The sequence below is a fragment of the Streptomyces sp. GESEQ-35 genome (assembly GCF_017948485.1).
In the GTDB taxonomy this organism is placed as follows: domain Bacteria; phylum Actinomycetota; class Actinomycetes; order Streptomycetales; family Streptomycetaceae; genus Streptomyces.
On record NZ_JAFFSX010000015.1, the window covers coordinates 84,980 to 109,754 of the forward strand.

General features: G+C 69.9%; 23 protein-coding genes. 12 read left to right on the plus strand and 11 right to left on the minus strand.

Annotated features, from left to right (window positions below; translation table 11 throughout):
* Positions 1–76: 76 nt before the first annotated feature.
* On the plus strand, positions 77–1,252 hold the full coding sequence (locus KCH87_RS27205) for an acetyl-CoA acetyltransferase (RefSeq protein ID WP_210588901.1): 1,176 nt from the start codon (positions 77–79) through the stop codon (positions 1,250–1,252).
* 3 nt (positions 1,253–1,255) lie between these two features.
* On the opposite strand, the gene KCH87_RS27210 is transcribed toward KCH87_RS27205, so the two are convergent.
* Positions 1,256–2,452 carry an esterase-like activity of phytase family protein gene (locus KCH87_RS27210; protein WP_247196896.1) on the minus strand — a complete coding sequence of 399 codons (1,197 nt, stop codon included), beginning with the start codon at positions 2,450–2,452 and terminating at the stop codon, positions 1,256–1,258.
* Between the two features lie 139 nt (positions 2,453–2,591).
* On the opposite strand from KCH87_RS27210, the gene KCH87_RS27215 reads away from it, so the two are divergent.
* Both KCH87_RS27215 and KCH87_RS27220 read left to right on the plus strand, forming a co-directional pair.
* Positions 2,592–3,017, plus strand: a complete 426-nt coding sequence (locus KCH87_RS27215; RefSeq protein WP_210588902.1) for a pyridoxamine 5'-phosphate oxidase family protein — start codon at positions 2,592–2,594, stop codon at positions 3,015–3,017.
* 24 nt (positions 3,018–3,041) lie between these two features.
* Entirely contained in the window at positions 3,042–3,707 is a 666-nt protein-coding gene (locus KCH87_RS27220) for a pyridoxal 5'-phosphate synthase (RefSeq protein WP_210588903.1), read from the plus strand.
* A gap of 4 nt (positions 3,708–3,711) precedes the next feature.
* Here KCH87_RS27220 and KCH87_RS27225 read toward each other — a convergent pair whose 3' ends face one another.
* Positions 3,712–4,098 carry a Zn-ribbon domain-containing OB-fold protein gene (locus tag KCH87_RS27225; RefSeq protein ID WP_210588904.1) on the minus strand — a complete coding sequence of 129 codons (387 nt, stop codon included), beginning with the start codon at positions 4,096–4,098 and terminating at the stop codon, positions 3,712–3,714.
* 280 nt (positions 4,099–4,378) lie between these two features.
* Between KCH87_RS27225 and KCH87_RS27230 the strand changes: the two genes are divergently transcribed.
* Both KCH87_RS27230 and KCH87_RS27235 read left to right on the plus strand, forming a co-directional pair.
* The gene (locus KCH87_RS27230; RefSeq protein ID WP_210588905.1) at positions 4,379–5,992 is read left to right on the plus strand and encodes a subtype B tannase; all 1,614 of its coding nucleotides are present in this window, start codon (positions 4,379–4,381) and stop codon (positions 5,990–5,992) included.
* A gap of 281 nt (positions 5,993–6,273) precedes the next feature.
* Positions 6,274–7,485: an NAD(P)/FAD-dependent oxidoreductase gene (locus KCH87_RS27235; RefSeq protein ID WP_210588906.1), complete on the plus strand. Its 1,212-nt coding sequence runs from the start codon at positions 6,274–6,276 to the stop codon at positions 7,483–7,485.
* Positions 7,486–7,542: 57 nt separating this feature from the next.
* Here the strand turns inward: KCH87_RS27235 and KCH87_RS27240 are convergent, their stop codons facing one another.
* Positions 7,543–7,998 carry a MarR family winged helix-turn-helix transcriptional regulator gene (locus KCH87_RS27240; protein WP_210588907.1) on the minus strand — a complete coding sequence of 152 codons (456 nt, stop codon included), beginning with the start codon at positions 7,996–7,998 and terminating at the stop codon, positions 7,543–7,545.
* Positions 7,999–8,117: 119 nt separating this feature from the next.
* Here KCH87_RS27240 and KCH87_RS27245 point away from each other — a divergent pair, with 119 nt between their 5' ends.
* Positions 8,118–8,678 (plus strand): NADPH-dependent FMN reductase, encoded by a 561-nt coding sequence (locus KCH87_RS27245; RefSeq protein WP_210588908.1) that lies wholly within the window; start codon positions 8,118–8,120, stop codon positions 8,676–8,678.
* A 198-nt stretch (positions 8,679–8,876) separates the two neighbouring features.
* Here the strand turns inward: KCH87_RS27245 and KCH87_RS27250 are convergent, their stop codons facing one another.
* Positions 8,877–9,455, minus strand: a complete 579-nt coding sequence (locus KCH87_RS27250) for an ester cyclase (RefSeq protein WP_247196897.1) — start codon at positions 9,453–9,455, stop codon at positions 8,877–8,879.
* 27 nt (positions 9,456–9,482) lie between these two features.
* Positions 9,483–10,001 (minus strand): cupin domain-containing protein, encoded by a 519-nt coding sequence (locus KCH87_RS27255; protein WP_210588909.1) that lies wholly within the window; start codon positions 9,999–10,001, stop codon positions 9,483–9,485.
* A 383-nt stretch (positions 10,002–10,384) separates the two neighbouring features.
* Between KCH87_RS27255 and KCH87_RS27260 the strand changes: the two genes are divergently transcribed.
* Both KCH87_RS27260 and KCH87_RS27265 read left to right on the plus strand, forming a co-directional pair.
* Positions 10,385–12,610 (plus strand): acetate--CoA ligase family protein, encoded by a 2,226-nt coding sequence (locus KCH87_RS27260; RefSeq protein ID WP_210588910.1) that lies wholly within the window; start codon positions 10,385–10,387, stop codon positions 12,608–12,610.
* 40 nt (positions 12,611–12,650) lie between these two features.
* Positions 12,651–13,478 carry an enoyl-CoA hydratase/isomerase family protein gene (locus KCH87_RS27265; RefSeq protein WP_210589024.1) on the plus strand — a complete coding sequence of 276 codons (828 nt, stop codon included), beginning with the start codon at positions 12,651–12,653 and terminating at the stop codon, positions 13,476–13,478.
* Between the two features lie 26 nt (positions 13,479–13,504).
* Here the strand turns inward: KCH87_RS27265 and KCH87_RS27270 are convergent, their stop codons facing one another.
* Positions 13,505–14,461 (minus strand): hypothetical protein, encoded by a 957-nt coding sequence (locus KCH87_RS27270; protein ID WP_247196898.1) that lies wholly within the window; start codon positions 14,459–14,461, stop codon positions 13,505–13,507.
* Positions 14,462–14,544: 83 nt separating this feature from the next.
* On the opposite strand from KCH87_RS27270, the gene KCH87_RS27275 reads away from it, so the two are divergent.
* Positions 14,545–15,138, plus strand: a complete 594-nt coding sequence (locus KCH87_RS27275; RefSeq protein WP_247196899.1) for a flavin reductase family protein — start codon at positions 14,545–14,547, stop codon at positions 15,136–15,138.
* Positions 15,139–15,229: 91 nt separating this feature from the next.
* Positions 15,230–16,390: an ATP-binding protein gene (locus KCH87_RS27280; RefSeq protein ID WP_308298928.1), complete on the plus strand. Its 1,161-nt coding sequence runs from the start codon at positions 15,230–15,232 to the stop codon at positions 16,388–16,390.
* A gap of 35 nt (positions 16,391–16,425) precedes the next feature.
* Here KCH87_RS27280 and KCH87_RS27285 read toward each other — a convergent pair whose 3' ends face one another.
* Positions 16,426–17,757, minus strand: a complete 1,332-nt coding sequence (locus tag KCH87_RS27285) for an MFS transporter (protein ID WP_210588911.1) — start codon at positions 17,755–17,757, stop codon at positions 16,426–16,428.
* 131 nt (positions 17,758–17,888) lie between these two features.
* Between KCH87_RS27285 and KCH87_RS27290 the strand changes: the two genes are divergently transcribed.
* The gene (locus KCH87_RS27290; protein WP_210588912.1) at positions 17,889–18,908 is read left to right on the plus strand and encodes a GlxA family transcriptional regulator; all 1,020 of its coding nucleotides are present in this window, start codon (positions 17,889–17,891) and stop codon (positions 18,906–18,908) included.
* Here the strand turns inward: KCH87_RS27290 and KCH87_RS27295 are convergent.
* The 4 genes from KCH87_RS27295 to KCH87_RS27310 form a co-directional block, all read right to left on the minus strand.
* Complete coding sequence (locus KCH87_RS27295) at positions 18,816–20,069, minus strand: MFS transporter (protein WP_210588913.1); 1,254 nt, start codon at positions 20,067–20,069, stop codon at positions 18,816–18,818. The genes KCH87_RS27290 and KCH87_RS27295 overlap by 93 nt on opposite strands.
* A gap of 111 nt (positions 20,070–20,180) precedes the next feature.
* Positions 20,181–21,230, minus strand: coding sequence for a Zn-dependent alcohol dehydrogenase (locus KCH87_RS27300; protein ID WP_210588914.1), 1,050 nt, complete (start codon positions 21,228–21,230; stop codon positions 20,181–20,183).
* Entirely contained in the window at positions 21,230–22,381 is a 1,152-nt protein-coding gene (locus KCH87_RS27305; protein ID WP_210588915.1) for an acyl-CoA dehydrogenase family protein, read from the minus strand. Before KCH87_RS27305 ends, KCH87_RS27300 begins: the two co-directional genes overlap by 1 nt.
* Before the next feature lie 111 nt (positions 22,382–22,492).
* Positions 22,493–23,401, minus strand: a complete 909-nt coding sequence (locus tag KCH87_RS27310; RefSeq protein WP_210588916.1) for an SDR family oxidoreductase — start codon at positions 23,399–23,401, stop codon at positions 22,493–22,495.
* Between the two features lie 85 nt (positions 23,402–23,486).
* On the opposite strand from KCH87_RS27310, the gene KCH87_RS27315 reads away from it, so the two are divergent.
* Positions 23,487–24,413 (plus strand): cyclase family protein, encoded by a 927-nt coding sequence (locus KCH87_RS27315; protein WP_210588917.1) that lies wholly within the window; start codon positions 23,487–23,489, stop codon positions 24,411–24,413.
* Positions 24,414–24,775: the final 362 nt, after the last annotated feature.

The following is a 24,775-nucleotide window of genomic DNA, read 5'->3' on the forward strand; positions in this document are numbered from 1 at the left end:
GGCTCTTCCCTCCCGATCTGACGGGCCGTCATATTAGGAGCCTCACAACGATATGCACAGGGGCAGGAGGCCTCCCATGATTCCCGGCAGCCGGAAAGTCGCCGTGGTCGGTGTCGCTCTCTCCGACTGCGGCCGCGTGGACGACACCACCCCGTACGCACTGCACGCCCAGGCCGCCCGCCGCGCCCTGGCCGACGCGGGCCTGGACAAGGCCGTGATCGACGGCTTCGCGTCGGCGGGCCTCGGCACGCTGGCCCCGGCGGAGGTGGCCGAGTACCTGGGCCTGCGCCCCACCTGGGTCGACTCGACCTCGGTGGGCGGCTCCACCTGGGAGGTGATGGCGGCCCACGCCACGGACGCGATAGCGGCCGGACACGCCGATGCCGTACTCCTCGTCTACGGCTCGACCGCCCGCGCCGACATCAAGGCGGGCCGCCGGACCGGCAACCTGTCCTTCGGCGCGCGGGGCCCGCTCCAGTTCGAGGTCCCGTACGGGCACACCCTCATCGCCAAGTACGCCATGGCCGCCCGCCGCCATATGCACGAATACGGCACGACCATCGAGCAGTTGGCACAGGTGGCGGTCCAGGCGCGGGCGAACGCCGCGCTGAACCCGGAGGCGATGTTCCGGACCCCGATCACGGTCGACGACGTCCTCGACGGCCCGATGATCGCCGACCCCTTCACCAAACTGCACTGCTGCATACGGTCCGACGGCGGGGCGGCGGTGCTGCTGGTGGCGGAGGAGTACGTACGGGACTGCCGTACGGCGCCGGTGTGGGTGCTCGGCGCCGGGGAGCACGTCTCGCACACGACGATGTCCGAGTGGCCGGACTTCACCGTGTCCCCGGCGGCGGTGAGCGGACGGCTCGCCTTCGAGCGGGCGGGCGTACGCCCGGAGGAGATCGACTTCGCGGAGATCTACGACGCGTTCACCTACATGACGTTGGTGACGCTGGAGGATCTGGGGTTCTGCGGTAAGGGTGAGGGCGGGGCGTTCGTCGAGAAGGGCCGGCTGAACGCCGTGGGCGGGGAACTGCCGGTGAACACGGACGGGGGCGGGCTGTCGGCTCAGCACCCGGGAATGCGGGGTCTGTTCCTGCTGGTGGAGGCGGTGCGGCAGTTGCGCGGGGAGGTGGGCGAGGCGCGGCAGGTGCGTAGGCCCGACGGGCAGTTGCCGCGCCTCGCGGTGGCGTCCGGGACGGGCGGGTGGTTCTGCTCGTCCGGGACGGTGGTGCTGGGGCGCCAGTGAGTCCTAGAGGAACGCGCGCCAGTCCGCGTGCAGACGGTCGCCGAGCCGGATGGTGATGAACTCGTTGTTGTCCGCCTTGCCCGCCGTACGGCCGGTGGAGAACGGGAAGTTGTTGTCGTTCAGGACGGCGAGGGTGCGGTCGTCGAGCAGGACGACGTCCTCGATCGTCTGGAACGGGAAGGTGAACGTCTCGCCGAAGCCGCCGAGCTTCTTCGGGTTGGCGATGTTCATCAGGTCGGCGACGAGGGTCTTGTCCATCACGCCGTCGCCGTTGCGGTCGCGCTTGTCGGCGAGGTAGAGCCGCTTGAACTTGGCGGTGTCGCCCTGGCCGCCGTCCCGCTCGATGACCAGGAAGCGGTTCTTGTCGACGGCGATGGCGTCGCCGATCGCGTTGTCCTTGGACTCCAGACGGTAGGTCCAGCGCTTGCCGCTGTACTCGCCGGTCTTGCGGTCGAACTCGTTGATGCGCAGGTCACCGGGGATGTCACCGGCGACGGTGCCCTCCAGCAGCGGGTAGAGGTGCCGTCCGTCGACGCCCCGGGCCATGCCCTCGAAGCCCTTGCTGCTGCCGATGTTGGGCGTCTGGCCGTTCAGGTAGGGGTTCTCGGGCGCCTTCACTCCGTCGAGGGAGATCGGCGCCTCCAGCAGCTTCCCTGTGCGCGAGAAGTGCAGCAGGAACGGGCCGAACTCATCGCCCATCCAGTACGTGCCGTCGTACGCCCGCACGATCGACTCGACGTCGAAGTCGGCGCCGGTGAGGGTGCGGTCGGCGCGGGTGAGGGCGAACGGCACCTTGTGGTTCGGGTCGGTCAGGTTGAAGCCGCCGAGCACCTTGACGTTCCCGGTGCGCGGGTCCGGCTCGATGCGGTGCACGCGGAGGAGGAAGTCGGCGCTGTTGGCCTTGTTGCCGTAGCCGTTGTCCGACAGCACGTCGTACGTGCCGTCGTGCCGGTTCACGATGCCGCTGAAGCCCTGCACCGGCTGGCCCGCGAAGGGCGCCGCGATGCCGTTGAACGGTCCCGCGCCTATGGCGGCCCCGGACGGCTCGCTGCCCGGCACGAAGGTCTGGGCCGGCAGCGACGCCCACCCGGTGAGCGTGGCCTGACCGAAGTCGTCGGTGTTCTCGCCGGCCAGGGCGGCGGGCGCCGCGAGGCCGACGGTCAGCGCGACGGCGCTGCACATGATCGAGAGTCTTCTCATGGCGGGCACAGTAGGGAAACCTGATGACGAGCGGCCCAACGACAGGCGACGGTCAGCCAGTGGGGAACAGGTACCCCGCGCGGCACGTTGTGAACACAGACGGAGCACAGGTGAACTCGAGCCGCTGGAGGAATCCGACATGGCCCTGACCCGCGAGGAACGCGAGCAGTTCCTGGCCGAGCCGCACATCGCCGCGCTGGCGGTGGACGCCGAAGAAGGACGCGCGCCGCTCACCGTGCCGATCTGGTACCAGTACGAGCCCGGCGGCACGGCATGGATCATGACAGCGCTGGACTCCCGCAAGCACCGGCTGATCAGCAAGGCGGGCAGGTTCTCCCTGATGGTGGAGCGACTGGAACCCACGATCCGGTACGTGTCGGTGGAAGGCCCGGTCACCGACACCACGCCCGGCACCATCGAGAAGCTCCGCGAGATCTCGGCGCGTTACCTCCCCGCCGAGAAGGTGGACGGCTATGTCGACTTCGCCTGGAAGAACCACGGGGAGCAGGTGATCGTCCGGATGCGCCCCGAGCGCTGGCTGTCGTCCGACCTCGGCTCGGTGTAGCCACCGGGCGGTGACAATCGGGGCATGGACTCCGAGTTTGTACGTCTGCTGAAGTCGTTGCGCGTCTGGGAGGCCGGGGTCACCGAACTCCGCCCCTTCGACCCGACGACCGCACCCGCCACGCCCCTCCCCCTCTTCACGACCTGGTTCGCGGAGGCGGTGGCGGCGGGCCAGCCGGAGCCGCACACCATGTCGCTGGCGACGGCGGACGAGGAGGGCCTGCCGGACGTACGGACGGTCATGCTGCACGGCGCCGACCCGGCCGGCTGGTCCTTCGCCACCCACGTGAACAGCGGCAAAGGCCGCCAGCTGACGGCCCGCCCGTACGCGGCCCTGGGCTTCTACTGGCCGGTCCAGGGCCGCCAGATCCGCGTACGCGGCCCGGTCACCCCCGCCCCGTCCCAGGACGCCCAGGCCGACCTGCACGCCCGCTCCACCGGCGCCCTGGCCGCGGCCCTCACCGGCCGCCAGAGCGAAGTCCTGGGCTCACTGGAGGAGCTGGCGAGAGAGTCCGAGTCGGCCTGGGAGCGGGCCCAGCACGAACCGGACACCCCGGTCCCCACCTGGACCCTGTACCACCTCCAGCCGGAGACGGTGGAGTTCTTCCAGGGAGACGCTCAGCGACGCCATGTGCGGCTGAACTACCGCCGTACGGAAGGAGGTTGGGCAAAGGAGCTGCTGTGGCCGTGAACTGCTACAGCGCCGCCCCGCCGGGCGCCCGGAACACCGGCGCCCCCTCCCGGAACGCCACCTCCAGCTCCATCCCCACCCGCAGCTCCCCGCCCCCCACGACCTCCGTCATCATCCGCGGTCCCTCCGCGAGGTCGACGACCGCGGCGACGTACGGTGTGCGCTCGCCGAAGGGCGGCAGGTCGTTGCGGTGGACGACGGACCAGGTGTAGAGGGTGGCGCGGCCGGTCGCGGGCTCCCAGGTGACGTCCTCGCTCCAGCAGTGCGGGCAGAACTCGCGGGGGTAGTGATGGGCCCGGCCGCAGGCCCCGCATCGGCGGATCAGCAGCCTTCCCGCCGCGGCCGCGTCCCAGTACGCCCTCGTGAACGGGTCGATCTCCGGGACGTTCATGAGCACTCCCCGTGACGGCAAATCTGATGGTACGTCAGTTCAGCAGCTGCGGTACGCGCACACAAGGGGCTGTCGGCGACCTGTCGAATCGCCGCGAATCTGTGCGCCCGCCCTGAATTCGATGAGGAACCCCGTAGAACATCCGCGGATTGTTGACGATTTTGTTGGCTCCAAACTACGTTCGCAAACGGCAAGGACAGACGGCCGCGAGCCGCCACCCGCAGCGAACTCGGGAGAGCAACAGGTGAAGCACAGGGCAGTCAAGCGCAGGAGCGTCGTCATGGGGATCGGCGCGACCGCGGGTGTGGCCGCGGTCGGCGGCATCGCGCTCAGCGCACAGGCGTCGAGCGACACAAGCGGCTCGGGCTCCTCGTCCTCGTCCTCGTCCTCGGACGCCCTGGTCTTCGACAAGGACGCCTACACCGAGCTGTCGACGACCGTCACGGACACCGACGGAACGGACCACGAGGTGGTCTACCACTTCTGGAAGGCCATCACCTACGTCACCAAGCCGGTCGACGAGACCTACCAGAGCCTGATCGTCAGCGTCCCGGTGAAGATCGACGGCACGGCGGTGGACGCCACCGACGCCCCGATCCTGTTCGCCAACTCGGTCGGCGGCTACCTGCCGTCCTCGGTGGCGGAGGCCACCGGGGTGGGTGGCGGAGGCATGTCCGGCGGGGGCGGCGGCGCCCCCAGTGGCGCACCCTCCGGCAGCGCGTCGGCGAGCGCGTCGGCCCCCGGAGCCAACGGCAACACCAACGCCACGGGCGGTGCCCTGGCCTCCAACCAGCTCCTGGCCCTGGCGGCCGGCTACGTCGTCGTGGAGCCCGGCGCCCGCGGCCGCACCCTCAAGAACGCCGACGGCGAGTATTACGGCACCGCCCCGGCCGCGATCGTCGACCTGAAGGCCGCCGTCCGCTACGTCCGCTTCAACAAGGGCCGCATCCCGGGCAACACCGACCGCATCGTCTCCGCCGGCACCAGCGCGGGCGGCGCTCTGTCCTCCCTGCTGGGCGCCTCCGGCGACAGCAAGATCTACGACAAGTACCTCAAGGAGATCGGCGCCGCCGACGCCTCCGACGCGATCTTCGCGACCGGCGCCTGGTGCCCGATCACCGACCTGGAGCACGCCGACGGTGCCTACGAGTGGAACTGGGGCGCCAACAACCTCAGCACCGGCAAGCAGGTCGACCAGACCGTCTCCAAGGAACTCCAGTCGCAGTTCGCCGAGTACCAGGCGTCCCTCAAGCTCCGGGGCCTGAACCGCTACGGCGCCCTCACCGCCCGCAACTACGACGACTACCTGCTGACGACCTACCTCCAGCCGTCGGCCGCCACCTACCTGGCCGCCCTGTCGGAGTCGGACCGCACGACGTACCTGGCCGAGAACACCTTCATCACCTGGGACGGCAAGAAGGCCACCTTCACCTGGGCCGGCTTCCTCACCCACGTCGGCGCCCGCAAGAAGACCGTCCCGGCCTTCGACGCCTTCGACCTGTCCGCCGGCGAGAACAACCTGTTCGGCAAGGACACCACCGAGTCCCGCCACTTCACGGCGTACGGCGCCAAGAACGACACCACCGGGCTCAGCAGCAAGCGCGTCCCCGCCGACATCCCCGAGACGCTCGACCTGATGAACCCGATGTACCACCTCGGGAACAAGAACCCGGCCCGCTCGAAGCACTGGTGGATCCGCCTCGGCACCGAGGACTCCGACACCTCGCTGACGGTCTCCGCCAACATCGCCGCCGCCGCGGACAACCTCGGCGACGACGTCAACCATCTGTACTACTGGGACGAGGGACACGGCGCGAACACCGACCCGGGCGACTTCATCACCTGGATCGCCGAGGTCACCGGCTTCAAGGGCGGGCCCCGGGCCAAGAAGTGACAACCGGGAGGCCGACAGCCTCGAAAGGCCTCCTCCCCACGAACGCGGCGTCGTTTCCCGTCATAAGAGCGCGCCGCCGAACCGCGACGCCGAGCCCCTCCGCACCACCCGGGCTCGGCGTCGCGGCATTTTCCACAGCCCCACGGGCCCACGAGGACCCACACAATGAGGCGCCCTACGCCACCGGTCCCACCCACTCCTCCTACACGCGTGATCAATCCGCAACCAATTCCGGTCTTGACCGAGACCCATCAACGAGACGCGTGGTTACGCTCGCGCTCATGGCCGACTCCACAGCGTCCGCATCTCCCGCGAACCCAGCGGCGCACAGCCCCGCAGACCGCCCGGTGTACATCATCGGCGGCGGACCCGGCGGGCTCGCCGCCGCCCACGCGCTGCGGGCCCAGGGCATACGCGCTGTCGTCCTGGAGAAGTCCGACCGGGTGGGCGCGTCCTGGCGACGCCACTACGACCGGCTGCATCTGCACACCACCCGCCGCCTTTCGGGCCTGCCCGGGCTGCCGATGCCGCGCCGGTTCGGTCGCTGGGTGTCCCGGGACAACGTCATCCGGTATCTGGAGAAGTACGCCGAGCACCACGAGCTGGAGATCGTCACCGGCGTCGAGGTCTCCCGCATCGACCGCGCACCCGACGGCACCGGCTGGCTGCTGCACGCCACCGGCGGCCGCGAACTCACCGGCGCCGCGATCATCGTCGCCACCGGGTACAACCACACCCCCCGCCTCCCCGACTGGCCCGGCCGCGACTCGTACACCGGCGAGCTCCTGCACGCCTCCGACTACCGCAACGCCGAGCCCTACGCCGGCCGCGACATCCTCGTCGTCGGCGTCGGCAATACCGGCGCCGAGATCGCCGTCGACCTGGTGGCGGGCGGGGCCTCCCGCGTACGGCTGTCCGTCCGCACCGCCCCGCACATCGTGCGCCGGTCGACCGCGGGCTGGGCCGCCCAGTACACCGGCGTGCTGGTACGCCGGCTCCCGGTCGGCCTCGTCGACCGGCTCGCCCGTCCCCTGGCCAAGCTCAGCGTGCCGGACCTCGCGGAACACGGCCTGCCCCGCCCCGGCACCGGTCTCTACAGCCGGGTCAACGAGGGGGCGATCCCGGTGCAGGACGTCGGCCTCATCGACGCCGTCCGCAAGGGCGAGGTCGAGGTCGTGGCCGCCGTGGACGCCTTCGAGGACGGCAAGGTCGTCCTCGCCGACGGCGACCGCGTCGGCCCGGACGCGGTGATCGCCGCCACCGGCTACAGCCGGGCACTGGACGGCCTCGTCGGTCACCTCGACGTCCTCGACACCCGCGGCAGACCGCTCGTCCACGGAGCCCACACCCCGGCGAACGCCCCGGGCCTCTACTTCCAGGGCTACACCAACCCGATCAGCGGGATGTTCCGCGAGCTGGCGATCGACGCGGAGAAGATCGCCAAGGCGATCGCGAAGCGCGGGGCGGGTGTGGTGTCGCGCCTCCCGGCGTGACCTAGGGATTCTCAACTCTCTTACGCATAGCGCCCGTTACTTGCGCCACCACGTGTGTCAGGTCGCGATGCGGCGCAGTGCACCGATGAGCTGGGTCAGGTCGGTGCCCTCGACGTGGTTGAGGATGTGGCGCCGGACGCTGGCCAGGTGAGCGGGCCACGCCTGTTTCAGCCGGGCGAGGCCCGCATCCGTGAGGACGGCGTTCAACCCTCGGGCGTCCTCGGCGCACCTGACCCGTTCGACCAGTCCCCGCTTCTCCAGGCGGGTCACGATGCGGGTCATCCCGCTCAACGAGAGGCTGCTGATGGCGGCGAGCTCGCTCATGCGCATCAGCCCGTGCGGGGCCTCGGACAGATGCATCAGCGTCGTGTACTCGGAGAGTGGCATGTGCTGCTCTCGCATCATGTCGGCGTCGACCACGCGAGGCAGGGCGATCATCACCCGGCCGAGCTCGCGCACGAGGGCTTCCTCGTCCGTACTCATGGGTTGCAGTGGCTGCTCGGAGGTCGACATGGCTTGGATAGTACTTGTTTGACGAATCAATCGCTATGTGATTACTTGACGGAGCAAGGATATTCGCGGATGGATCAGCGGATGAATCAGCGGATGGATCAATAGAAAGGCGTAGCCCTATGACCAAGATCGGGATCATCCTCGGCAGCACCCGCCCCGGACGCAACGGGGAGGCCGTCGCCAAGTGGGTGCACGAGGTCGCCGCACAGCGCACCGACGCGGAGTTCGAGCTTGTCGACCTGCTCGACTACAAGCTCCCCCACCTCGACGAGGCGTACCCGCCGTCGATGGGCCAGTACACGCAGCCGCACACCCTGAACTGGGCCAAGAAGATCGCCTCGTTCGACGGCTACGTCATGGTGACGCCGGAGTACAACCACTCCACCTCCGGCGCGCTGAAGAATGCCATCGACTTCCTTTTCGCCGAGTGGAACAACAAGGCCGTCGGGTTCGTCAGCTACGGCGCGGCCGGCGGCACCCGCGCCGTGGAGCACCTGCGTCTGATAGCCGGCGAACTCCAGATGGCCGACGTGCGCGCCCAGGTCGCGCTGTCCCTGTTCACCGACTTCGAGAACTTCAGCGTGTTCAAGCCCACCGACTTCCAGCGCGACGCACTCACCACCACCCTGGACCAGGTCGTGGCATGGAGCCGGGCGTTGAGCCCGCTGCGCGCCGGCTGAGAAGTCCCTGACTACTGGGCCCCTGACTGCTGGCCCGTGGCCCCTGGCACGACGAGGCGGACCTGGCTCCACGCCTGCAAGGCCGCGTGCTGTGTTACCCACAGCACGCGGCCTTGCAGTAGCGCCAAAAGCCCTTCTGCTCAGCGCCGGGGATCGCCGGTAAGTGCCGGGTGTCGCCAGTTCATTGAGATCAGCGCGTCAGTTCCGATGCTCCCGCAGCAGGGCGGCCGCTTCGGCTGCCTGTGCCGTGACGTGAGCGGCCGCGCGAGCGGCTCGTCCGGAGATCCGCCAGGCGAGCATGCTCAGCGCGGTGGCCGGCGCCGGAGGAAAGACGCCGAGCTGGCCCAGCATGGTGATGTCGTCGCGCACGGCTTCGTGTCCGACCACCCTGCCGTCGCGGATGTCGAGCACATGAATCTGCTCGTAGTCGATTTCGCGCCGTGTGGGGGGTATGGCCTGATCGAGGGCGCCGTCGCGGAAGCGGACGAACGGGCCGGTGTGGCGGCCCTGCATACGCAGCCGCACCCAGACCTGGTCGTCGTTGCCGGCGATCCCGAGGACGGGGAAGCGCAGGTCGCTGAAGGCCGACCGCATCCAGGCACCCGAGGCGAGAACCCCCGCAGGCCCGGGAAGCGAGCAGGCCGGGGGCGACACGGCCGCTTCGCGGTTGTGGAAGTCGTCGCCCACCACGTCTGCGGCCAGCGCCGGATCGCCCGTCACGAGGACCTGAAAAAGCCCCTCGGCCAGACCCTCGGTATCTATTCCCATTACGTTCATGCCTCTCGCGACTGGATAATCAGGTGTTCAGTCGGCCTCAGGAAGAATGACAACGCCGGCTTCCTCGTTGAACTTCAGAATCTCCGGAGTGGCGAAACGCTCCAGCGTCCAGTGCGACGGCGACTGACCAGGCTGCGCATCGTCGCCGTACATGAATACGCGTTCCTCGCCGGGCGGAGTGAACATGAACAAAATCCTGGCAGCGTGCACCCCGGTATTCTTGAACCGATGGCGCGTCCCTCGCGGGATGAAAACGAAGTCGCCAGCACCGGCTATAAAAGTTCGTTCACCGTCCAGGATCTCCACTTCGCCGTTGAGGACGTAGAACGCCTCGTCAGTCTTGGTATGGACGTGAGCGACCGGCCCGTTGCCCGGGGGAACCGTGCCTTCCACAAGTCCGAGTGAGCCATTCGTGGTCTCACTTGACGCCTTGATCGTGTATGTATCCCCGGAGAACCATTTACTCGCCCCCTCTCCCGCGGGGACGTACAAAGCTCCACTCTCCAGATAATTCGAATCCTGGTCGTCGTGAAACGGCAAGCTCATCCCAATAGCCTTTCAATCGTGGAGCCCATGAGATCGGAAACCCCGACTCGTACCGTCAGGAAAACCGCACCGGTCGCCGGGAACGGCGTCGAGAGTGACGTAACGCTGGAAGACACAGACAGAAGCGTCGGAGTTGGTCATCGTCGCTGCAGAATCGAGGCGGATACTCGACATGCGGTGGACACGGATCACACCATACTTACTTGACGCGTCAAGCGCTATGCTTGACGGAACAAATATCTCTCGGGTGCCCTCAGAGGGTTCGCCGCGGAGTGCACCCCTCCCCTCGTTCAATGCGTGCACGCCCGTTCCTGACATCCCGTCAGTTCAGTAATCTGACACTGCGTCAGTTAGTTGCTGTCACACAGGAGCGGGGCGGACCGATGCTTGGATCAACCCACGGCACCCTTACCACCGACTCCCGCCGGGCACGGGTCATCGCCTGCGGCGAGCAGCCCGCACCCGCCGTCCACGGCCGCCCGGCCGACGTGGACGACTACGACGTCAGCGGGCGTCCGCTGTATGCCGGCGTCCCCGATCTGGACCGCTTCTTCCGCCCCGAGTCCGTCGCCGTGATCGGCGCCTCGGACGGGGAGGGGCGGCCCAACACCGGGGTCACCCGGCAGCTGTTGTCCTGGGCCGAGCGGGTCGGGGCGCGCTTGTATCCGGTGCATCCCTCGCGGGACTCCGTCTTCGGCATCTCGTGCATTCCCTCCGTCCGCGACCTGCCCGAGCAGGTCGATCTCGCCGTGCTGCTGGTCGCCGATCCCCTTCCCGTGATCGAGGAACTGGGCGAGGCCAAGGTGAAGTTCGCCGTCGTCTTCGCCTCCGGGTTCGCGGAGACGGGGGACGAAGGTGCCGTGGCGCAGGGCCGGCTCGCGGCCGCCGTGGAGCAGGCCGGTGTGCGGCTGCTCGGGCCGAACACCAACCTGAACGCCTTCGAGCGTTTCCGGGACGACCTCGACGGACCCGCCATCGCCCTCATCACCCAGTCCGGGCACCAGGGCCGCCCCGTCTTCGCCCTCCAGGAACTCGGCGTCCGCCTCTCCCACTGGGCCCCCACCGGCAACGAGGCCGACCTGGAGACCGCCGACTTCATCTCCTACTTCGCCGAGCGACCCGAGGTGGGTGCCATCGCCTGCTACATCGAGGGCCTGAAGGACGGCCGCTCGTTCCTCCTCGCCGCCGACCGGGCCGCCCGGCGCCGGGTGCCGGTCGTCGCGGTCAAGGTGGGCCGCACCGAGACGGGCGCCCGCACGGCAGCCTCACACACCGGCAAGCTGACCGGCGCGGACGAGGTCGTCGACGCCGCGATGCGGCAGTTCGGGGTGATCCGGGTGGACGGCCTGGACGAACTCCAGGACACCGCCGCCCTGTTGGCCCGGGCACGCCCGCCCCTTGCCGACGGAGTCGTCGTCTATTCGATCTCGGGCGGCACGGGCGCGCACGTCGCCGACCTGGCGAGCGAGGCGGGCCTGCGGCTGCCCGAGCTGTCCGAGGCCAAGCAGGCCGAGCTGCACCAGTGGATACCGGAGTACCTCAGCGTCGCCAACCCGGTCGACAACGGCGGGCATCCGGTCGGGGACTGGCGCGGCCGGAAGATCATCGACGCCATCCTCGACGACCCGGAGGTCGGAGTACTGATCTGCCCGGTCACCGGCCCCTTCCCACCGCTCAGCGACCGGCTCGTGCAGGACCTGGTGGACGCGGCCGAGCGGACCGACAAGCTGGTCTGCGTGGTGTGGGGGTCGCCGGTCGGCACCGAGCCGGCGTACCGCGACGTACTGCTCGGCTCCTCCCGCGTGGCCACCTTCCGCACGGTCGCGAACTGCCTGACCGCCGTCCGCGCCCACCTCGACCACCACCGGTTCGTCACCGGCTACCGCTCCCCCTTCGACGAGGCACCGCGCACCCCTTCGCCCTCCTTCCGCAAGGCCCAGGCCCTGATGCGCCCAGGCCAGCAGCTGAGCGAACACGCGGCGAAACAGCTCCTTCGCGCCTACGGAATCCGGGTGCCGCGCGAGCAGTTGGTCACCAGCGCGGCGGCAGCCGTACGCGCGGCGGGCCTGGTCGGCTACCCCGTGGTCATGAAGGCGTCCGGCGCGCAGATCGCCCACAAGACCGAGCTGGGCCTGGTGAAGATCGGCCTGACCTCCGCCAGCCAGGTCCGCGACGCCTACCGGGAGTTGACCGACATCGCCCGCTACGAAGACGTCTCGCTGGACGGCGTCCTGGTGTGCCAGATGGTCGAGCGCGGCGTGGAGATGGTCGTCGGCGTCACCCACGACCAGCTCTTCGGGCCGACGGTGACGGTCGGGCTCGGCGGTGTCCTCGTCGAGGTCCTGCGGGACGCGGCCGTACGCGTCCCGCCCTTCGGCGAGGAACAGGCCCGGGACATGCTCACCGAACTGCGCGGGCGGGCCCTGCTGGACGGGGTCCGGGGGCGTCCCCCGGCCGACCTCGACGCCCTCGTCGAAGTCGTCCTGCGCGTGGAGCGGATGGCGCTGGAGCTGGGCGACGACCTTGCCGAGCTCGACATCAATCCGCTGATGGTGCTGCCGAGGGGGCAGGGAGCGGTGGCGCTGGACGCGTTGGCGGTGTGTCGCTGAGATGAACCCGCCCAATGATGAGACGAAACCAGCCAATGAAATGAACACGCCCGATTCCCCCCGTGCGTCCGAAAATTCCGTTGAGTCATTGATACGGCACGCCACTGACAATCACGTCTGCCGCATCACCCTCAACCGCCCCGAAGCCCTCAACGCCATAACACCTGACCTGCGAGAACGCCTCATCCAACTCCTCTCCGACGCCTCCGCCGACCCCGCCGTACGAGCCGTCGTCCTCACCGGCACCGGCCGCGGCTTCTGCGCGGGCGCGGACCTGCGGGGCGGACCGCCGTCCGGAGAGCGGATCGCCGGTGACGTCGCCCGCACGCTCCGGCTGGGCGCTCAGCGGCTGGTCAGCGCCGTCCTCGACTGCGAGAAGCCGGTGATCGCCGCCGTCAACGGCACGGCAGCGGGGCTCGGCGCACATCTCGCCCTCGCCTGCGATCTCGTACTCGCCGCCGAATCCGCCAAGTTCATCGAGGTGTTCGTCCGGCGCGGGCTCGTCCCCGACGGCGGCGGCGCCTATCTCCTCCCCCGCCTCATCGGCCCGCAGCGCGCGAAGGAGCTGATGTTCTTCGGCGACGCGCTCACCGCCGCGGACGCCGAACGCCTCGGGCTCGTCAACCGCGTCGTCCCGGACGCCGAGTTGGACAAGACGGCCCGTGAGTGGGCGGACCGCCTGGCCACCGGCCCGACCCGGGCGATCGCCTTGACGAAACAGCTCGTCAACGCCTCCCTCGACACCGACCGCACCACCTCCTTCGCCGCCGAGGCCGCCGCGCAGGAGATCAACATGACGACGGAGGACGCGAGGGAGGGGGTGGCGAGCTTCGTGGAGCGCAGGAGTGCCGAGTATCGGGGGCGGTAAGGAGCTGAGGGGGAGGGCGAAGGCCGTCAGTCCCGCTTCAGGATCCGCAGGTCACCCGCGTCCGGGTCGCCGAAGAGGACGAACAGCTCGGGCTGGTGTTCCGTGCCGCCGATCGTCCAGTACGTCTGCTCCCCGCAGCCGCCTTCGAGTCGTACGACGACCCCGTCCCGTTCCTCCGGGCCCTGACCGCCCCACCGGTCGTCGCGGCCCTCCGTGTCGAGCGACCAGGTCCCTGAGCCGTCGCACACCTCGAAGTCCTTGGCGGTGTCCGCTTCGAACTCGGGCTCGGCAGGCAGGTCGGTGAGTTCGGCCCGGCCGCCCGGCACGAGCCGCAGCACCGCTCCGTCCTCGCCGCGCCACACCCCGGCGAGCTGCCCGGCGGACAGCTTCGGTGGCTCGTACTCCTCGACCAGTCCGGCATCCATGGCCAGCAGCCCGCCCACGAGGGCCGGCACGAACAGCCCGAAGCAGCCGACTCCGCCACTCCACCAGACGCCCAGCGCTCCCGGCCTCCGTCCGGTGACGCGGGCACGTCGGCGGGCGTAGGCGACACCGAGTACGGGGAGTACGCCCAAGGCCGCCCACACCAGGGCCGTCGCCATGAACGGCCAGCCCCGCAGGAGCGCGAGCAGCCCCGCCCAGCAGGCGCCGAGCAGGACGACGTACAGGAGGTGCCAGGCCCACCTGGGTCCCCGGAACCGTTCGGCCGACGGACGGGCCAGCAGGGCGGCCGGGGTGATCTGCGCGAGCGTCTGCAACAGGCCGAGGATCGGGAGCACGAGCGGCGTGAAGAGGAGCATGCATGCCAGACCCAGGCCCCAGAAGCCGACCCCGTAGTCGTCACTTCCGGAGTCGCTGATCCGCCACAGCAGCCAGGCCGCCGGCAACTGCGCCGCGCACACCGCCACGGCGGCCATCCGGTCGTCGTACGTCCAGCTCAACCGGGCACGGCGGATCCCCCGGCGGATGTTTCCCCACCCCATGGAGCGGAGCGTACGCCGGGGCCTTCCGGAGTCCGCCGCACCCCTTCCTATCTGACGCACCGTCAGCTTCAATGGTTCATGTGATGGGACATGCAGGGATGGCCGCCGCCGCCGTCCGTTACCTCAGGGCCGGGCACGCCCGGCCCGTAGAAGCGCTGCCGCGCCCGGAGTTGCGGTGTGTCGGTGAGGACGAGCGGGCGCCGGTCGATCAGGCGGAGTTCCGGCGCGTGCTGGGGAACTTCGCGACGGGCGTGACCGTTGTCACCTCACCAGCCACCGATGGCGAACCGGGTCCCGCCGGGTTCGCCTGCCAGTCCTTCTCCTCCCTCTCCCTCGACCCACCCCTGGTCTCCTTCATGGTCGGCCGTACGTCGACGACATGGCCCCGCATCGCCCGCGCGGGCGCCTTCTGCGTGAACGTACTCGCCGCCCACCAGGGCGAGTTGTGCCGCGGCTTCGCGGTGCGCGGCGGGGACAAGTTCGCGGGGGTCGCGTACGACGCGGCGCCCGTCTCCGGCTCCCCCCGTCTCGCGGGCGCCCTGGCCTGGATCGACTGCACGGTCCACGCCGTCCACACGGGCGGCGACCACCTCATTGTGGTGGGCCGGGTGGACGACCTCGCCACCACCGACACCGATGAGGCGCCCCTGCTGTTCCACAAAGGGCGCTTCCTGTAATCGGTCAAGCGCCCTTGCGCGGTCTGCCTCTCTTCGGAGCGGCAGGACGCCACGACATCACATCATCAGGCGACAGGCCGAGGCGGTTCTCGTGGTCATCGACGAGTTCCCGTATCTGGTGCGGGCGGCTCCGGAGCTGCCCTCGCTGATCCAGCGCGCGATCGACCGGGGCCAGGTCGAGGAGAGCCGCATGCGGCTGCTGCTGTGCGGTTCGGCCATGTCCGTCATGGGCGGGCTGCTGGCCAGCAGTGCTCCCCTACGTGGCCGGGCCCAACTCGAACTCGTCGTACGTCCCTTCGGATACCGGGCAGCGGCGGACTTCTGGGGCGTTGCTGCCGACCCGGCACTCGCCGCCCGGCTGCATGCGGTTCTCGGCGGTACGCCCGCATACCGCCGTCAGTTCCTGGCGGACGATGTCCCCGCCGATCTGGACGGCTTCGACGAATGGATTTGCCGCACGGTCCTCTCGCCGTTCAGTCCCCTCTTCCGGGAGGCCCGTTACCTGCTCGCCGAGGAAGCCGACATCCGGGACACGGCGTTGTACCACTCAGTGCTGGCCGCCGTGGCGCAGGGCAACACCACGCGCGGAGGCATCGCGGGATACATCGGCCGCAAGTCCGTCGACATCTCGCATCCACTCAATGTCCTGGGGGACAGCCATCTCCTGGCCCGGGAGGCCGACATCTTCCGAGCCGGGAAGTCCCGGTACCGCATCACCGAGCCTCTGATCAACTTCTACGAGGCCGTCATGCGCCCGGCCTGGGCCCGGCTGGAAGGGGGCCAGGCCACGGAGGTCTGGGCCCAGGCGGGGCAACGTTTCGCGGCACAAGTGGCCGGTCCGCACTTCGAGGCGATGTGCCGTGAGTATGTGTTGGGGCCCGGGCGGACCCTGCTCAGCACCTCTCTGGGCGAGGTGGGTGGCGGCATCGTGACCGATCCGAAAGAGCGCCGACAGATCCAGGTCGATGTGGCCGTGGTCGAACAGGAGTCCGGCGGAAACCGCCCGTCGGTCGCCCTGCTCGGCGAGGCGAAGTGGGGCACGGTCATGGGAGTCCCCCACCTCGAGCGTCTGGCACGGGCAAGGGAATTGCTCGCCGGGCGCGGCATGGACACGTCTCACTGCGGGTTGGCCTGCTTCAGCGCGGCGGGTTTCAGCGAGGCTCTGCGGGCTGAGGCGGCACGGGGTGGAGTGCTGTTGATCGGCTTGGACGAGTTGTACGGCCGGACCATGCCGAGTGGGTTCCTGCCCTAGAACCTGGCTCGGTTCAGCCGTAGGGAGACACCACCCTAGGTCGGCAAGGATTGGCCCACGGCCCCGAGTTCTGCCGCCGGTGTGACCGGCCGGCGCCGGATCACCAGTGCCATCAGCGCCGCCGCCGCGCACAGCGCGCCCGACGCGTACCAGACCATGTCGTACGAGCCGAAGACGTCGCGTGCGACGCCGCCGAGGAAGGCGACCAGCGCGGCGCCGACCTGGTGGGAGGCGAGGACCCAGCCGAAGACGATCGCGCTGTCGTCGCCGTAGTGCTCCCGGCACAGGGCCACGGTGGGCGGGACGGTGGCGACCCAGTCGAGGCCGTAGAAGACGATGAAGAAGAGCATCGGCGGGTGGACGCTGGGCGCCAGCAGCATGGGCAGGAACAGGAGCGAGATGCCGCGCAGCGCGTAGTAGACGGCGAGCAGGCGGCGCGGTTCGTAGCGGTCGGTGAACCAGCCGGAGGCGATGGTGCCGACCACGTCGAACACGCCGATGACCGCGAGCAGCGAGGCCGCCGCCGTAATGGGCATGCCGTGGTCGTGCGCGGCGGGCACGAAGTGGGTCTGGATCAGGCCGTTGGTGGAGGCGCCGCAGATCGCGAAGGTGCCTGCGAGCAGCCAGAACGGGCCGGTGCGGGCCGCCTTGAAGAGGACGGTCACGGCACGGCGCGCGGCGCCCTGCACCGGTGCGGGCTTCGGTACGAACTCCTTTGCGCCGTACGGCTTCAGACCCACGTCCGCCGGATGGTCGCGCAGCAGCAGCCAGACGAAGGGGACGACGGCGAGGGCCGCGAGAGCGACCGTGACGGCGGCCGGGCGCCAGTGACCCGCCTCGACCATCAAGGACAGCACGGGCAGGAAGATCAGCTGGCCGGAGGCCGAGGCGGCGGTGAGGATGCCGGTGACCAGGCCACGCCGCTCGGTGAACCAGCGGTTGGTGACCGTCGCCGCGAAGGCCAGCGCCATCGAGCCGGATCCCAGGCCGACCAACAGGCCCCAGCACAGCAGCAGCTGCCACGGAGCCGTCATCCACACCGTCAGGCCCGAGCCGAGCGCGATCACGGTGAGCGCGACCGCGACCACGCGCCGGATGCCGAAGCGGTCCATCAGGGCGGCGGCGAAGGGGGCGGTCAGGCCGTACAGGGCGAGGTTGATGGAGACGGCGGCCGCGATCGTGCCGCGCGACCAGCCGAACTCCTGGTGCAGCGGGTCAATGAGCAGCCCTGGCAACGAACGGAAGGCGGCGGCGCCGAGGATCGTCACGAAGGCGACGGCGGCGACGAACCAGGCGCGATGGATGCGAGTGCGACGTGGCCTCGGCGGGGTCTGGTCGACGGCGGTGGCTTCGGTTGTCTGCGTCACGACAACGAGCTTCGTGCCTGCGCATCCACAGATCCATTGGCCCGAAGGACAGCATTCGTTAGGATCGGGCCATGAGGGATCGAGCCATGAGGGATCGGGACGTGAAGGATCGAGCCATGAAGGATCAGGACATGAGCAGTGAGCCGGCGTTTCGCCCGCACCGCGTCGTCGTCCTCGCCCTCGACGGACTGCTCCCCTTCGAGCTGGGCATCCCGCACCGCATCTTCGGGCGCCCCAAGGACGCCGAGGGACGGCATCTGTACGAGGTCGTCACCTGCTCGGTGCGGCCACCGGGCGCGGTCGCGACCGACGCCGACTTCTCCATCCACGTCCCGCACGGCCCGCAGACCCTGGCCACCGCCGACACCGTGATCATCCCCGCGTCGTACGAACTCGGCCCGGTCTTCGAGAAGGGCGTGCTGACCGACGAACTGGCCGCCGCCCTCGCCCACATCCGCCCCGGCACCCGGCTCGCGTCCATCTGCACCGGCGTCTACGTCCTCGCCGCCGCGGGCCGCCTGGACGGCCGCCCGGCGACCACGCACTGGGCCGACTCCGAGCGTTTCCAGCGGCTGTTCCCGCAGATCAAGGTCGACGCGGACGTCCTGTTCATCGACGACGGCGACGTACTGACCTCGGCGGGCGTCGCCGCCGGAATCGACCTGTGCCTGCACATGGTGCGCCGCGACCACGGCACCGCGGTCGCCAACGAGGTGGCCCGCCGCACGGTCGTACCACCCCACCGGGACGGCGGCCAGGCGCAGTACATCCACCGCCCGGTGCCCGAGCCGCAGCAGGCGTCCACCACCACGGCCCGCGCCTGGGCCCTCGGACGCCTCCATGAACCCATCCAACTGCGCGACATGGCGGAGCAGGAGGCCATGTCCGTACGCACCTTCACGCGTCGCTTCCGCGAGGAGGTCGGCGTCAGCCCCGGCCAGTGGCTCACCCAGCAGCGGGTGGAACGCGCCCGGCACCTGCTGGAGTCCACCGACCTGTCCGTCGACCAGGTCGCCGGGGACTCCGGCTTCGGCACGGCCCAGTCGATGCGGCAGCACCTACAGGCTGCGCTCGGCGTCACACCCACCAGCTATCGGCGCACCTTCCGCGCCGGGGGCAGCGCCGACGTCCGGGTCCCCAGCGGCACTTGAGCTGTCACGGCGGGCCTCTCCCCACCAGCCGAGCGCCGTCAGAAGCAGGGTCAGCGCCACGCCGGCCAGCATGGCCGTGGAGGGCGCCACCAGCTGGAGCAGGCCGCCGGCGAGGGAACCCGACGCCGCGTAGCCCGCGCCCGCGGCCGCGTACATCACGGAGTAGCCCGCGGCCAGGGCGCCCGGCGGCAGGGCCTCCCGCAGGGACAGGTTGCGGGTGATCAGCGCGCCCGACTGGAGCGTGCCCGCCAGGGCCAGGGTGAGCGCGATCCCGGCCGCGCCCGGTATCAGCGCGGTGAGGGTCACGAAGGCCGACATGCCGCCCATCAGCACCACACTCCGCGCGCGGAGCCGCCCCGGCCACGGCCGCAGGCCGTACAGGAACGCCCCGAGCCCCGCACCCACGGCCAGGCCCGCCAGCATCGGGCCGGACCAGCCCACGCCGATGCCGCGCTGCTCCAGGAGGGCGGGCAGGGTGAGTTCGGCCAGGCCGAGCAGGGTGAGACTGGCCGCGCCCGTGACGTACACCGGCCACGCGCGTGTCAGCACGCGGAGCCTGGCCCGTCCCGTCTCCTTGTCCGGTTCCCCATCGGCCCAGCCGGCGGGCAACAGCCAGTGGCCCGCGATCGACGACGCCATCAGGGCGGCACCGAGGAGCAGCGGCACCCGAGGCGCCACCCCGAGGGCGAGGCCGGCCACCGCGACCGGGGAGACGGCCCACACGCCGGACATCAGCATCGACTCGGCCGACAGCGCCTGCGTCACGGCGCGCTCCGGGACCAGTGAGGTCAGCAGCGCCCGCTGACCGCCGGCAACGGCGGCCGGGGCGGCACCGGCGAGAAACGCGAACGCGCCCAGTACGACAGGGTGCGCATCGGCCAGCACCCCGAGCCCCGCAAATCCCACCGCCCCGCCCGCGAGCCCGACGGCCAGATGACGCCGGCCACGGGCCGGTTCCAGCCGCATCCCGAGGACCGGGGCGCCGAGGATCTCGCCGATCACATAGGCCGCCGCGAGCGCCGCACCCAGCGTGTAACCACCGGGCCGCTCCCGCACCAGGAAGACCAGCGCCAACGGCGCCATGGCGACCGGCATACGGGAGCCGACGGCTGTACAGGCCCAGATCAGCACGCTCCTGGAGGCGACATCGCGGTAGCTCATGTGACGAAGGTAGGCGGCGGCACTGACAACGCGGCAGCCGTTTTCCGGGCCTGTGGAAAACTCCGCCGGAGGACTTCGGACGGGACTTGGCACCTCGAAGGACCGAGCACCTCAGAAGGTGATCACCCCACGGGCCACCTTCCCCGCCTCCGCATCCGCCGCCGCCCTCTCGAACTCCTCGACCGGATACGTCTGCGTCACCAACTCGTCGAGCAGCAGCCGTCCTTCGCGGTACAGACCGGCGTACAGGGCGATGTCGCGCTGCGGGCGGGAGGAGCCGTAGCGGCAGCCGAGGATGGACTTGTCCAGGTACATGGAGGAGACGAGGAAGGACGCCTCGGCGGTGGCCGGGGGGACGCCGAGCAGGACGGCCTGGCCGTGCCGGTCGAGCAGATCGACGGCCTGGCGGATCAGCTCCACCCGGCCGACGCATTCGAAGGCGTGGTCGGCGCCCGTGGGGAGGATGTCCCGTACCCTTTCCGTCGAGGTCAGGAAGTCGGTCGCGCCGAAGCTGCGGGCCACCTTCTCCTTCGCCGGGTTGGCGTCGACGGCGACGATCCGCAGCGCACCCGCGATTCGGGCCCCCTGGATGACGTTGAGGCCGATGCCACCGGTGCCGATCACGAGGACGCTGTCCCCACGGTCCACCTTCGCCCGGTTGAGCACGGCACCGACTCCGGTCAGTACGCCGCAGCCGATCAGCGCGGCCGACGGCAGCGGGATGTCCTTGGGGATGCGGACCGCCTGGACCGCCTTCACCACGGTCCGTTCCGCGAAGGCCGAGTTGGCGGCGAACTGGTACAGCGGCCGGCCGTCCCGGGTGAAGGGCTGCCCCGGCCGCCCGATCGCCCGTCGGCACATCGTGGGCCGCCCCCGGTCGCACTCCGCGCATGTCCCGCAGTTCGCCAGCGTGGACAGCGCCACATGATCACCGGGTGCGACATGGGTGACGCCCACACCCACCGCCTCCACGACGCCCGCACCCTCATGGCCCAGCACCACGGGAACCGGGAAAGGTATGGTCCCGTCCACCACCGACAGATCGCTGTGGCACAGCCCGGCCGCCGAGATGGCCACCTGCACCTCACCGGCTCCCGGATCCCGTACCTCCAGGTCGTCGACGACCTCGACCCGCTTCCCGTCGAACACCACGCCGCGCATCACACAACCCCCTTGGGTTCCCTGGGCAGACCGAGCACCCGCTCGGCGATGATCGTGCGCTGCACCTGGTCCGAGCCGCCGTAGACGGTGTCGGCCCGGGAGAACAGGAACAGGTGCTGGAGCGGGTCCAGTTCATACGGCGACGAGGGCGTCCAGTCCTCCGGACCCACGCTCGCCGACGCGCCCCGCACCTGCATCGCCAGCTCGCCGAGCCGCTGGTGCCAGCCGGCCCACAGCAGCTTGGCCACGCTGGGCGCGCCCGCGTCGCCGGAACTGCCCAGCGTGCGCAGAGCGTTCCAGCGCATCGTGCGCAACTCGGCCCACTGCCGCACGATCCGGTCCCGTACGACCGGATCGGCCACTGCCCCCGTCCCCACGGCCGTCCGCACGATCCGCTCCAACTCCCGTGCGAAGCCGATCTGCTGGGCAAGCGTGGAGACACCGCGCTCGAAGCCGAGAAGGCCCATCGCCACCCGCCAGCCGTTCCCCTCACCACCGACAACGTGCTCCACGCGCGCGTGCGCACCGTCGAAGAACACCTCGTTGAAGTCGCTCGTGCCGGTCATCTGGCGTATGGGGCGGACGTCTATGTGGTCCGGCTGATCCATCGGGACAAGGAGGAAGCTCAGCCCTCGGTGGCGGCGGGAGTCCGGATCCGTACGCGCCAGCACGAAGCACCAGTCCGCCTCATGCGCGAGTGACGTCCAGATCTTCTGCCCGGTGATGCGGTACGGCCCCTGCGGCTCGCGTGTCGCCGTCGTACGGATACCGGCCAGGTCGGAACCGGCGCCGGGTTCGCTGTAGCCCTGGCACCAGAGTTCGTCACCCGCGGCGATCGGCGGCAGGAACCGAGCCTTCTGCTCGGCCGACCCGTGGGCTATCAGTGTGGGGGCGAGGAGATTCTCACCGATGTGCCCCGAGCGCGGGGGCGCGGCGGAGCGCGCGTACTCCTCTGCCCAGGCGACCTGTTGGGTGAGAGTGGCGGAGCGGTTGCCGTAGCCCTGCTCGCCCCAGGAGAGCCCGATCCACCCGCCCCCACCGAGGGCCCGTTCCCAACTACGCCGATCCTGCCCGCCCCCCGCGTGTTCCTCGAGCCACGCCCGCGCTTCCGCACGAAACGCCTCATCCTCCGACGCGAATCCGAAGTCCATAGGGGCCTCCCTCATAGTCACCGGCCAAGGTCAACGCCCCTTCAGGGGCGCGGGGAACTGCGCGAGCAACCACGACGCACCCGCGGCCGCCCGACAGCAGAACCCCCCGAGCTATTGGGCGTTGGGCCGCGACCCCGACACCGCGGCCCGCTCCATCCCCGCCACCTGCGAAAGCATCGGCATCGGATCCACCCCCACCGACCCCGGCAGAAACTCCGCAATCCGCTCCGGCGTCCAAGACCCCTCGGCATAAGCGGCACGCAGCTCCCGCGGCTGCGCCCACACCGCGATCTTCGGCCCGGCGATCGTGTACACCTGCCCGGTGACCTCCTGAGCGCTCTCCGACAACAGGTAGACCACGAGCGCCGCCACATCCTCCGGCTCCCCGATCTCCGCCAGCTCCATGGGAACGTTCGCCGACATCCGCGTACGAGCAACCGGCGCCACCGCATTGGCGCTCACCCCGTACTTGTGCAGGCCCAGCGCAGCGCTCCGCACCAGCGAGATGATCCCGCCCTTCGCGGCGCTGTAGTTCGCCTGGGAGACAGACCCCTGATGATTGCCGCTGGTGAAGCCGATCAGCGTCCCGGCCCGCTGCTTCCGCATCACCGCCGACGCCGCCCGGAACACCGTGAACGTGCCCTTCAGATGCGTGGCCACGACCGGGTCCCACTCCTCCTCGGTCATGTTGAACAGCATCCGCTCGCGCAGGATCCCGGCCACGCACACCACACCGTCGAGGCGGCCGTACGACTCCAGCGCCACGTCGACCACGCGCTGCCCGCCCGCCATCGTGGCGACGTCGTCGGCCACGGCGACCGCCTCGCCGCCCGCCGTCTCGATCTCCTTGACCACGGCCTCGGCGACCTCACTGGTCGGGGAGGCACCGTCGATCGCGACGCCGTAGTCGTTGACGACGACCCGTGCGCCCTCGGCAGCGGCCGCGAGCGCGACCGCCCGGCCGATGCCCCGTCCGGCGCCGGTCACGGCGACGACCTTGCCTGCCAAGAAGTTCCCCACGCCCGGCCCCTTCCCGCGGTTTCTGACGGACCGTTAGATTTTATGGCCTGTCGGATGCCTGGAGACAAGCCCCGGGGAGGCTCGTATGTCACTACCGGCCGAGTTTCATGACATCGCCAAGCGCGTCAACAACTGGGGCCGTTGGGGGGCCGACGACGAGATCGGGACGCTCAACCTCATCACCGACGAGGTCGTACGCGAGGCCGCCGCGGGCGTCCGGAGCGGGCGGCGGGTTCCGCTCGCCCTCCCCCTGAGGCAGGACGGCGTCCAGACCGGGATGATGCCGGGGCGGGTCAATCCGCTGCACGCCATGGTGCAGATCAACCAGGAGATCTTCGGCCCGGGAACGGTCGCGTGCAGCGACGACGCGGTGACCATGGGGTTGCAGGCCGGCACCCATTGGGACGCGCTCACCCACGTCTCGCACTCGGGCCGGCTCTACAACGGCCGCCCCGCCGGCTCCATCACCCCGCACGGCGGCGCCGAGTTCAGCGGCATCGACAAGGCGCGGCACATCGTCTCGCGGGGGGTGCTGCTCGATGTGGCGAGGGCACACGGCGTGGACCGTCTCGACGGGGGGTACGCCGTCACGCCGGAAGATCTGGATGCCGCCGAGGAACTCGCGGGCACGCGCGTGCGTGCCGGTGACATCGTGCTCGTACGGACCGGGCAGGTGCAGGTGTATCTCGCCGGGGACAAGCACGCGTACAGCTATCCGTCACCCGGGCTGTCGATCCGCACCCCTGAGTGGTTCCACGCGCGCGATGTCGCCGCCGTCGCGAACGACACCCTGACGTTTGAGATATTTCCGCCTGAGATCGAGGATTTGTGGCTGCCCGTACACGCGCTCGATCTCGTGGAGATGGGGATGTTGCAGGGCCAGAACTGGAATCTCGAAAAGTTGTCCACAGCCTGTGGAGAAGTCGGGCGGTGTGACTTCCTGCTGTCGGCGATGCCCGAGCCGTTCGTCGGCGCCACGGGAACTCCGGTGGCCCCGGTGGCCGTTCTCTAGTCGTCGGCCACGCTCCCGCCGCCCCGGGCGAGGCCGGCTGGCGGCGCGCCGCGCCCGCCCCGAGCACGGTGTCGCGCGCCACCATCCGGCTTCGGCGCACCCGCCCTGGCCCATCCCCTGTGGCCCTGAAGGAACCGACGCCGAATCACGACCCACACTCGCCGAGGGCTCCCGTCACCGAAACCCTCGTCGTCCCCTCACGGCGAATCGCTGACCACCAGAGTGATCAAACGGTCACGCCGAGTCAACACCCGAACGGAGATTAATCACTTACGTCCTGTTTTAGGCGGCCGCGCACAGAAGCATTTCCGGGCGCATACCCCGGCCGGACAGCTCACGGCTACACAGCCTCGTAGGCACGG

Coding starts and splice junctions, on each gene's coding strand:
- KCH87_RS27205 (WP_210588901.1), top strand. CDS start 77: ATGATTCCCGGCAGCCGGAAAGTCGCCGTGGTCGGTGTCGCTCTCTCC.
- KCH87_RS27210 (WP_247196896.1), bottom strand. CDS start 2,452: ATGAGAAGACTCTCGATCATGTGCAGCGCCGTCGCGCTGACCGTCGGC.
- KCH87_RS27215 (WP_210588902.1), top strand. CDS start 2,592: ATGGCCCTGACCCGCGAGGAACGCGAGCAGTTCCTGGCCGAGCCGCAC.
- KCH87_RS27220 (WP_210588903.1), top strand. CDS start 3,042: ATGGACTCCGAGTTTGTACGTCTGCTGAAGTCGTTGCGCGTCTGGGAG.
- KCH87_RS27225 (WP_210588904.1), bottom strand. CDS start 4,098: ATGAACGTCCCGGAGATCGACCCGTTCACGAGGGCGTACTGGGACGCG.
- KCH87_RS27230 (WP_210588905.1), top strand. CDS start 4,379: ATGGGGATCGGCGCGACCGCGGGTGTGGCCGCGGTCGGCGGCATCGCG.
- KCH87_RS27235 (WP_210588906.1), top strand. CDS start 6,274: ATGGCCGACTCCACAGCGTCCGCATCTCCCGCGAACCCAGCGGCGCAC.
- KCH87_RS27240 (WP_210588907.1), bottom strand. CDS start 7,998: ATGTCGACCTCCGAGCAGCCACTGCAACCCATGAGTACGGACGAGGAA.
- KCH87_RS27245 (WP_210588908.1), top strand. CDS start 8,118: ATGACCAAGATCGGGATCATCCTCGGCAGCACCCGCCCCGGACGCAAC.
- KCH87_RS27250 (WP_247196897.1), bottom strand. CDS start 9,455: ATGAACGTAATGGGAATAGATACCGAGGGTCTGGCCGAGGGGCTTTTT.
- KCH87_RS27255 (WP_210588909.1), bottom strand. CDS start 10,001: ATGAGCTTGCCGTTTCACGACGACCAGGATTCGAATTATCTGGAGAGT.
- KCH87_RS27260 (WP_210588910.1), top strand. CDS start 10,385: ATGCTTGGATCAACCCACGGCACCCTTACCACCGACTCCCGCCGGGCA.
- KCH87_RS27265 (WP_210589024.1), top strand. CDS start 12,651: ATGAACACGCCCGATTCCCCCCGTGCGTCCGAAAATTCCGTTGAGTCA.
- KCH87_RS27270 (WP_247196898.1), bottom strand. CDS start 14,461: ATGGGGTGGGGAAACATCCGCCGGGGGATCCGCCGTGCCCGGTTGAGC.
- KCH87_RS27275 (WP_247196899.1), top strand. CDS start 14,545: ATGGGACATGCAGGGATGGCCGCCGCCGCCGTCCGTTACCTCAGGGCC.
- KCH87_RS27290 (WP_210588912.1), top strand. CDS start 17,889: ATGAGCAGTGAGCCGGCGTTTCGCCCGCACCGCGTCGTCGTCCTCGCC.
- KCH87_RS27295 (WP_210588913.1), bottom strand. CDS start 20,069: ATGAGCTACCGCGATGTCGCCTCCAGGAGCGTGCTGATCTGGGCCTGT.
- KCH87_RS27300 (WP_210588914.1), bottom strand. CDS start 21,230: ATGCGCGGCGTGGTGTTCGACGGGAAGCGGGTCGAGGTCGTCGACGAC.
- KCH87_RS27305 (WP_210588915.1), bottom strand. CDS start 22,381: ATGGACTTCGGATTCGCGTCGGAGGATGAGGCGTTTCGTGCGGAAGCG.
- KCH87_RS27315 (WP_210588917.1), top strand. CDS start 23,487: ATGTCACTACCGGCCGAGTTTCATGACATCGCCAAGCGCGTCAACAAC.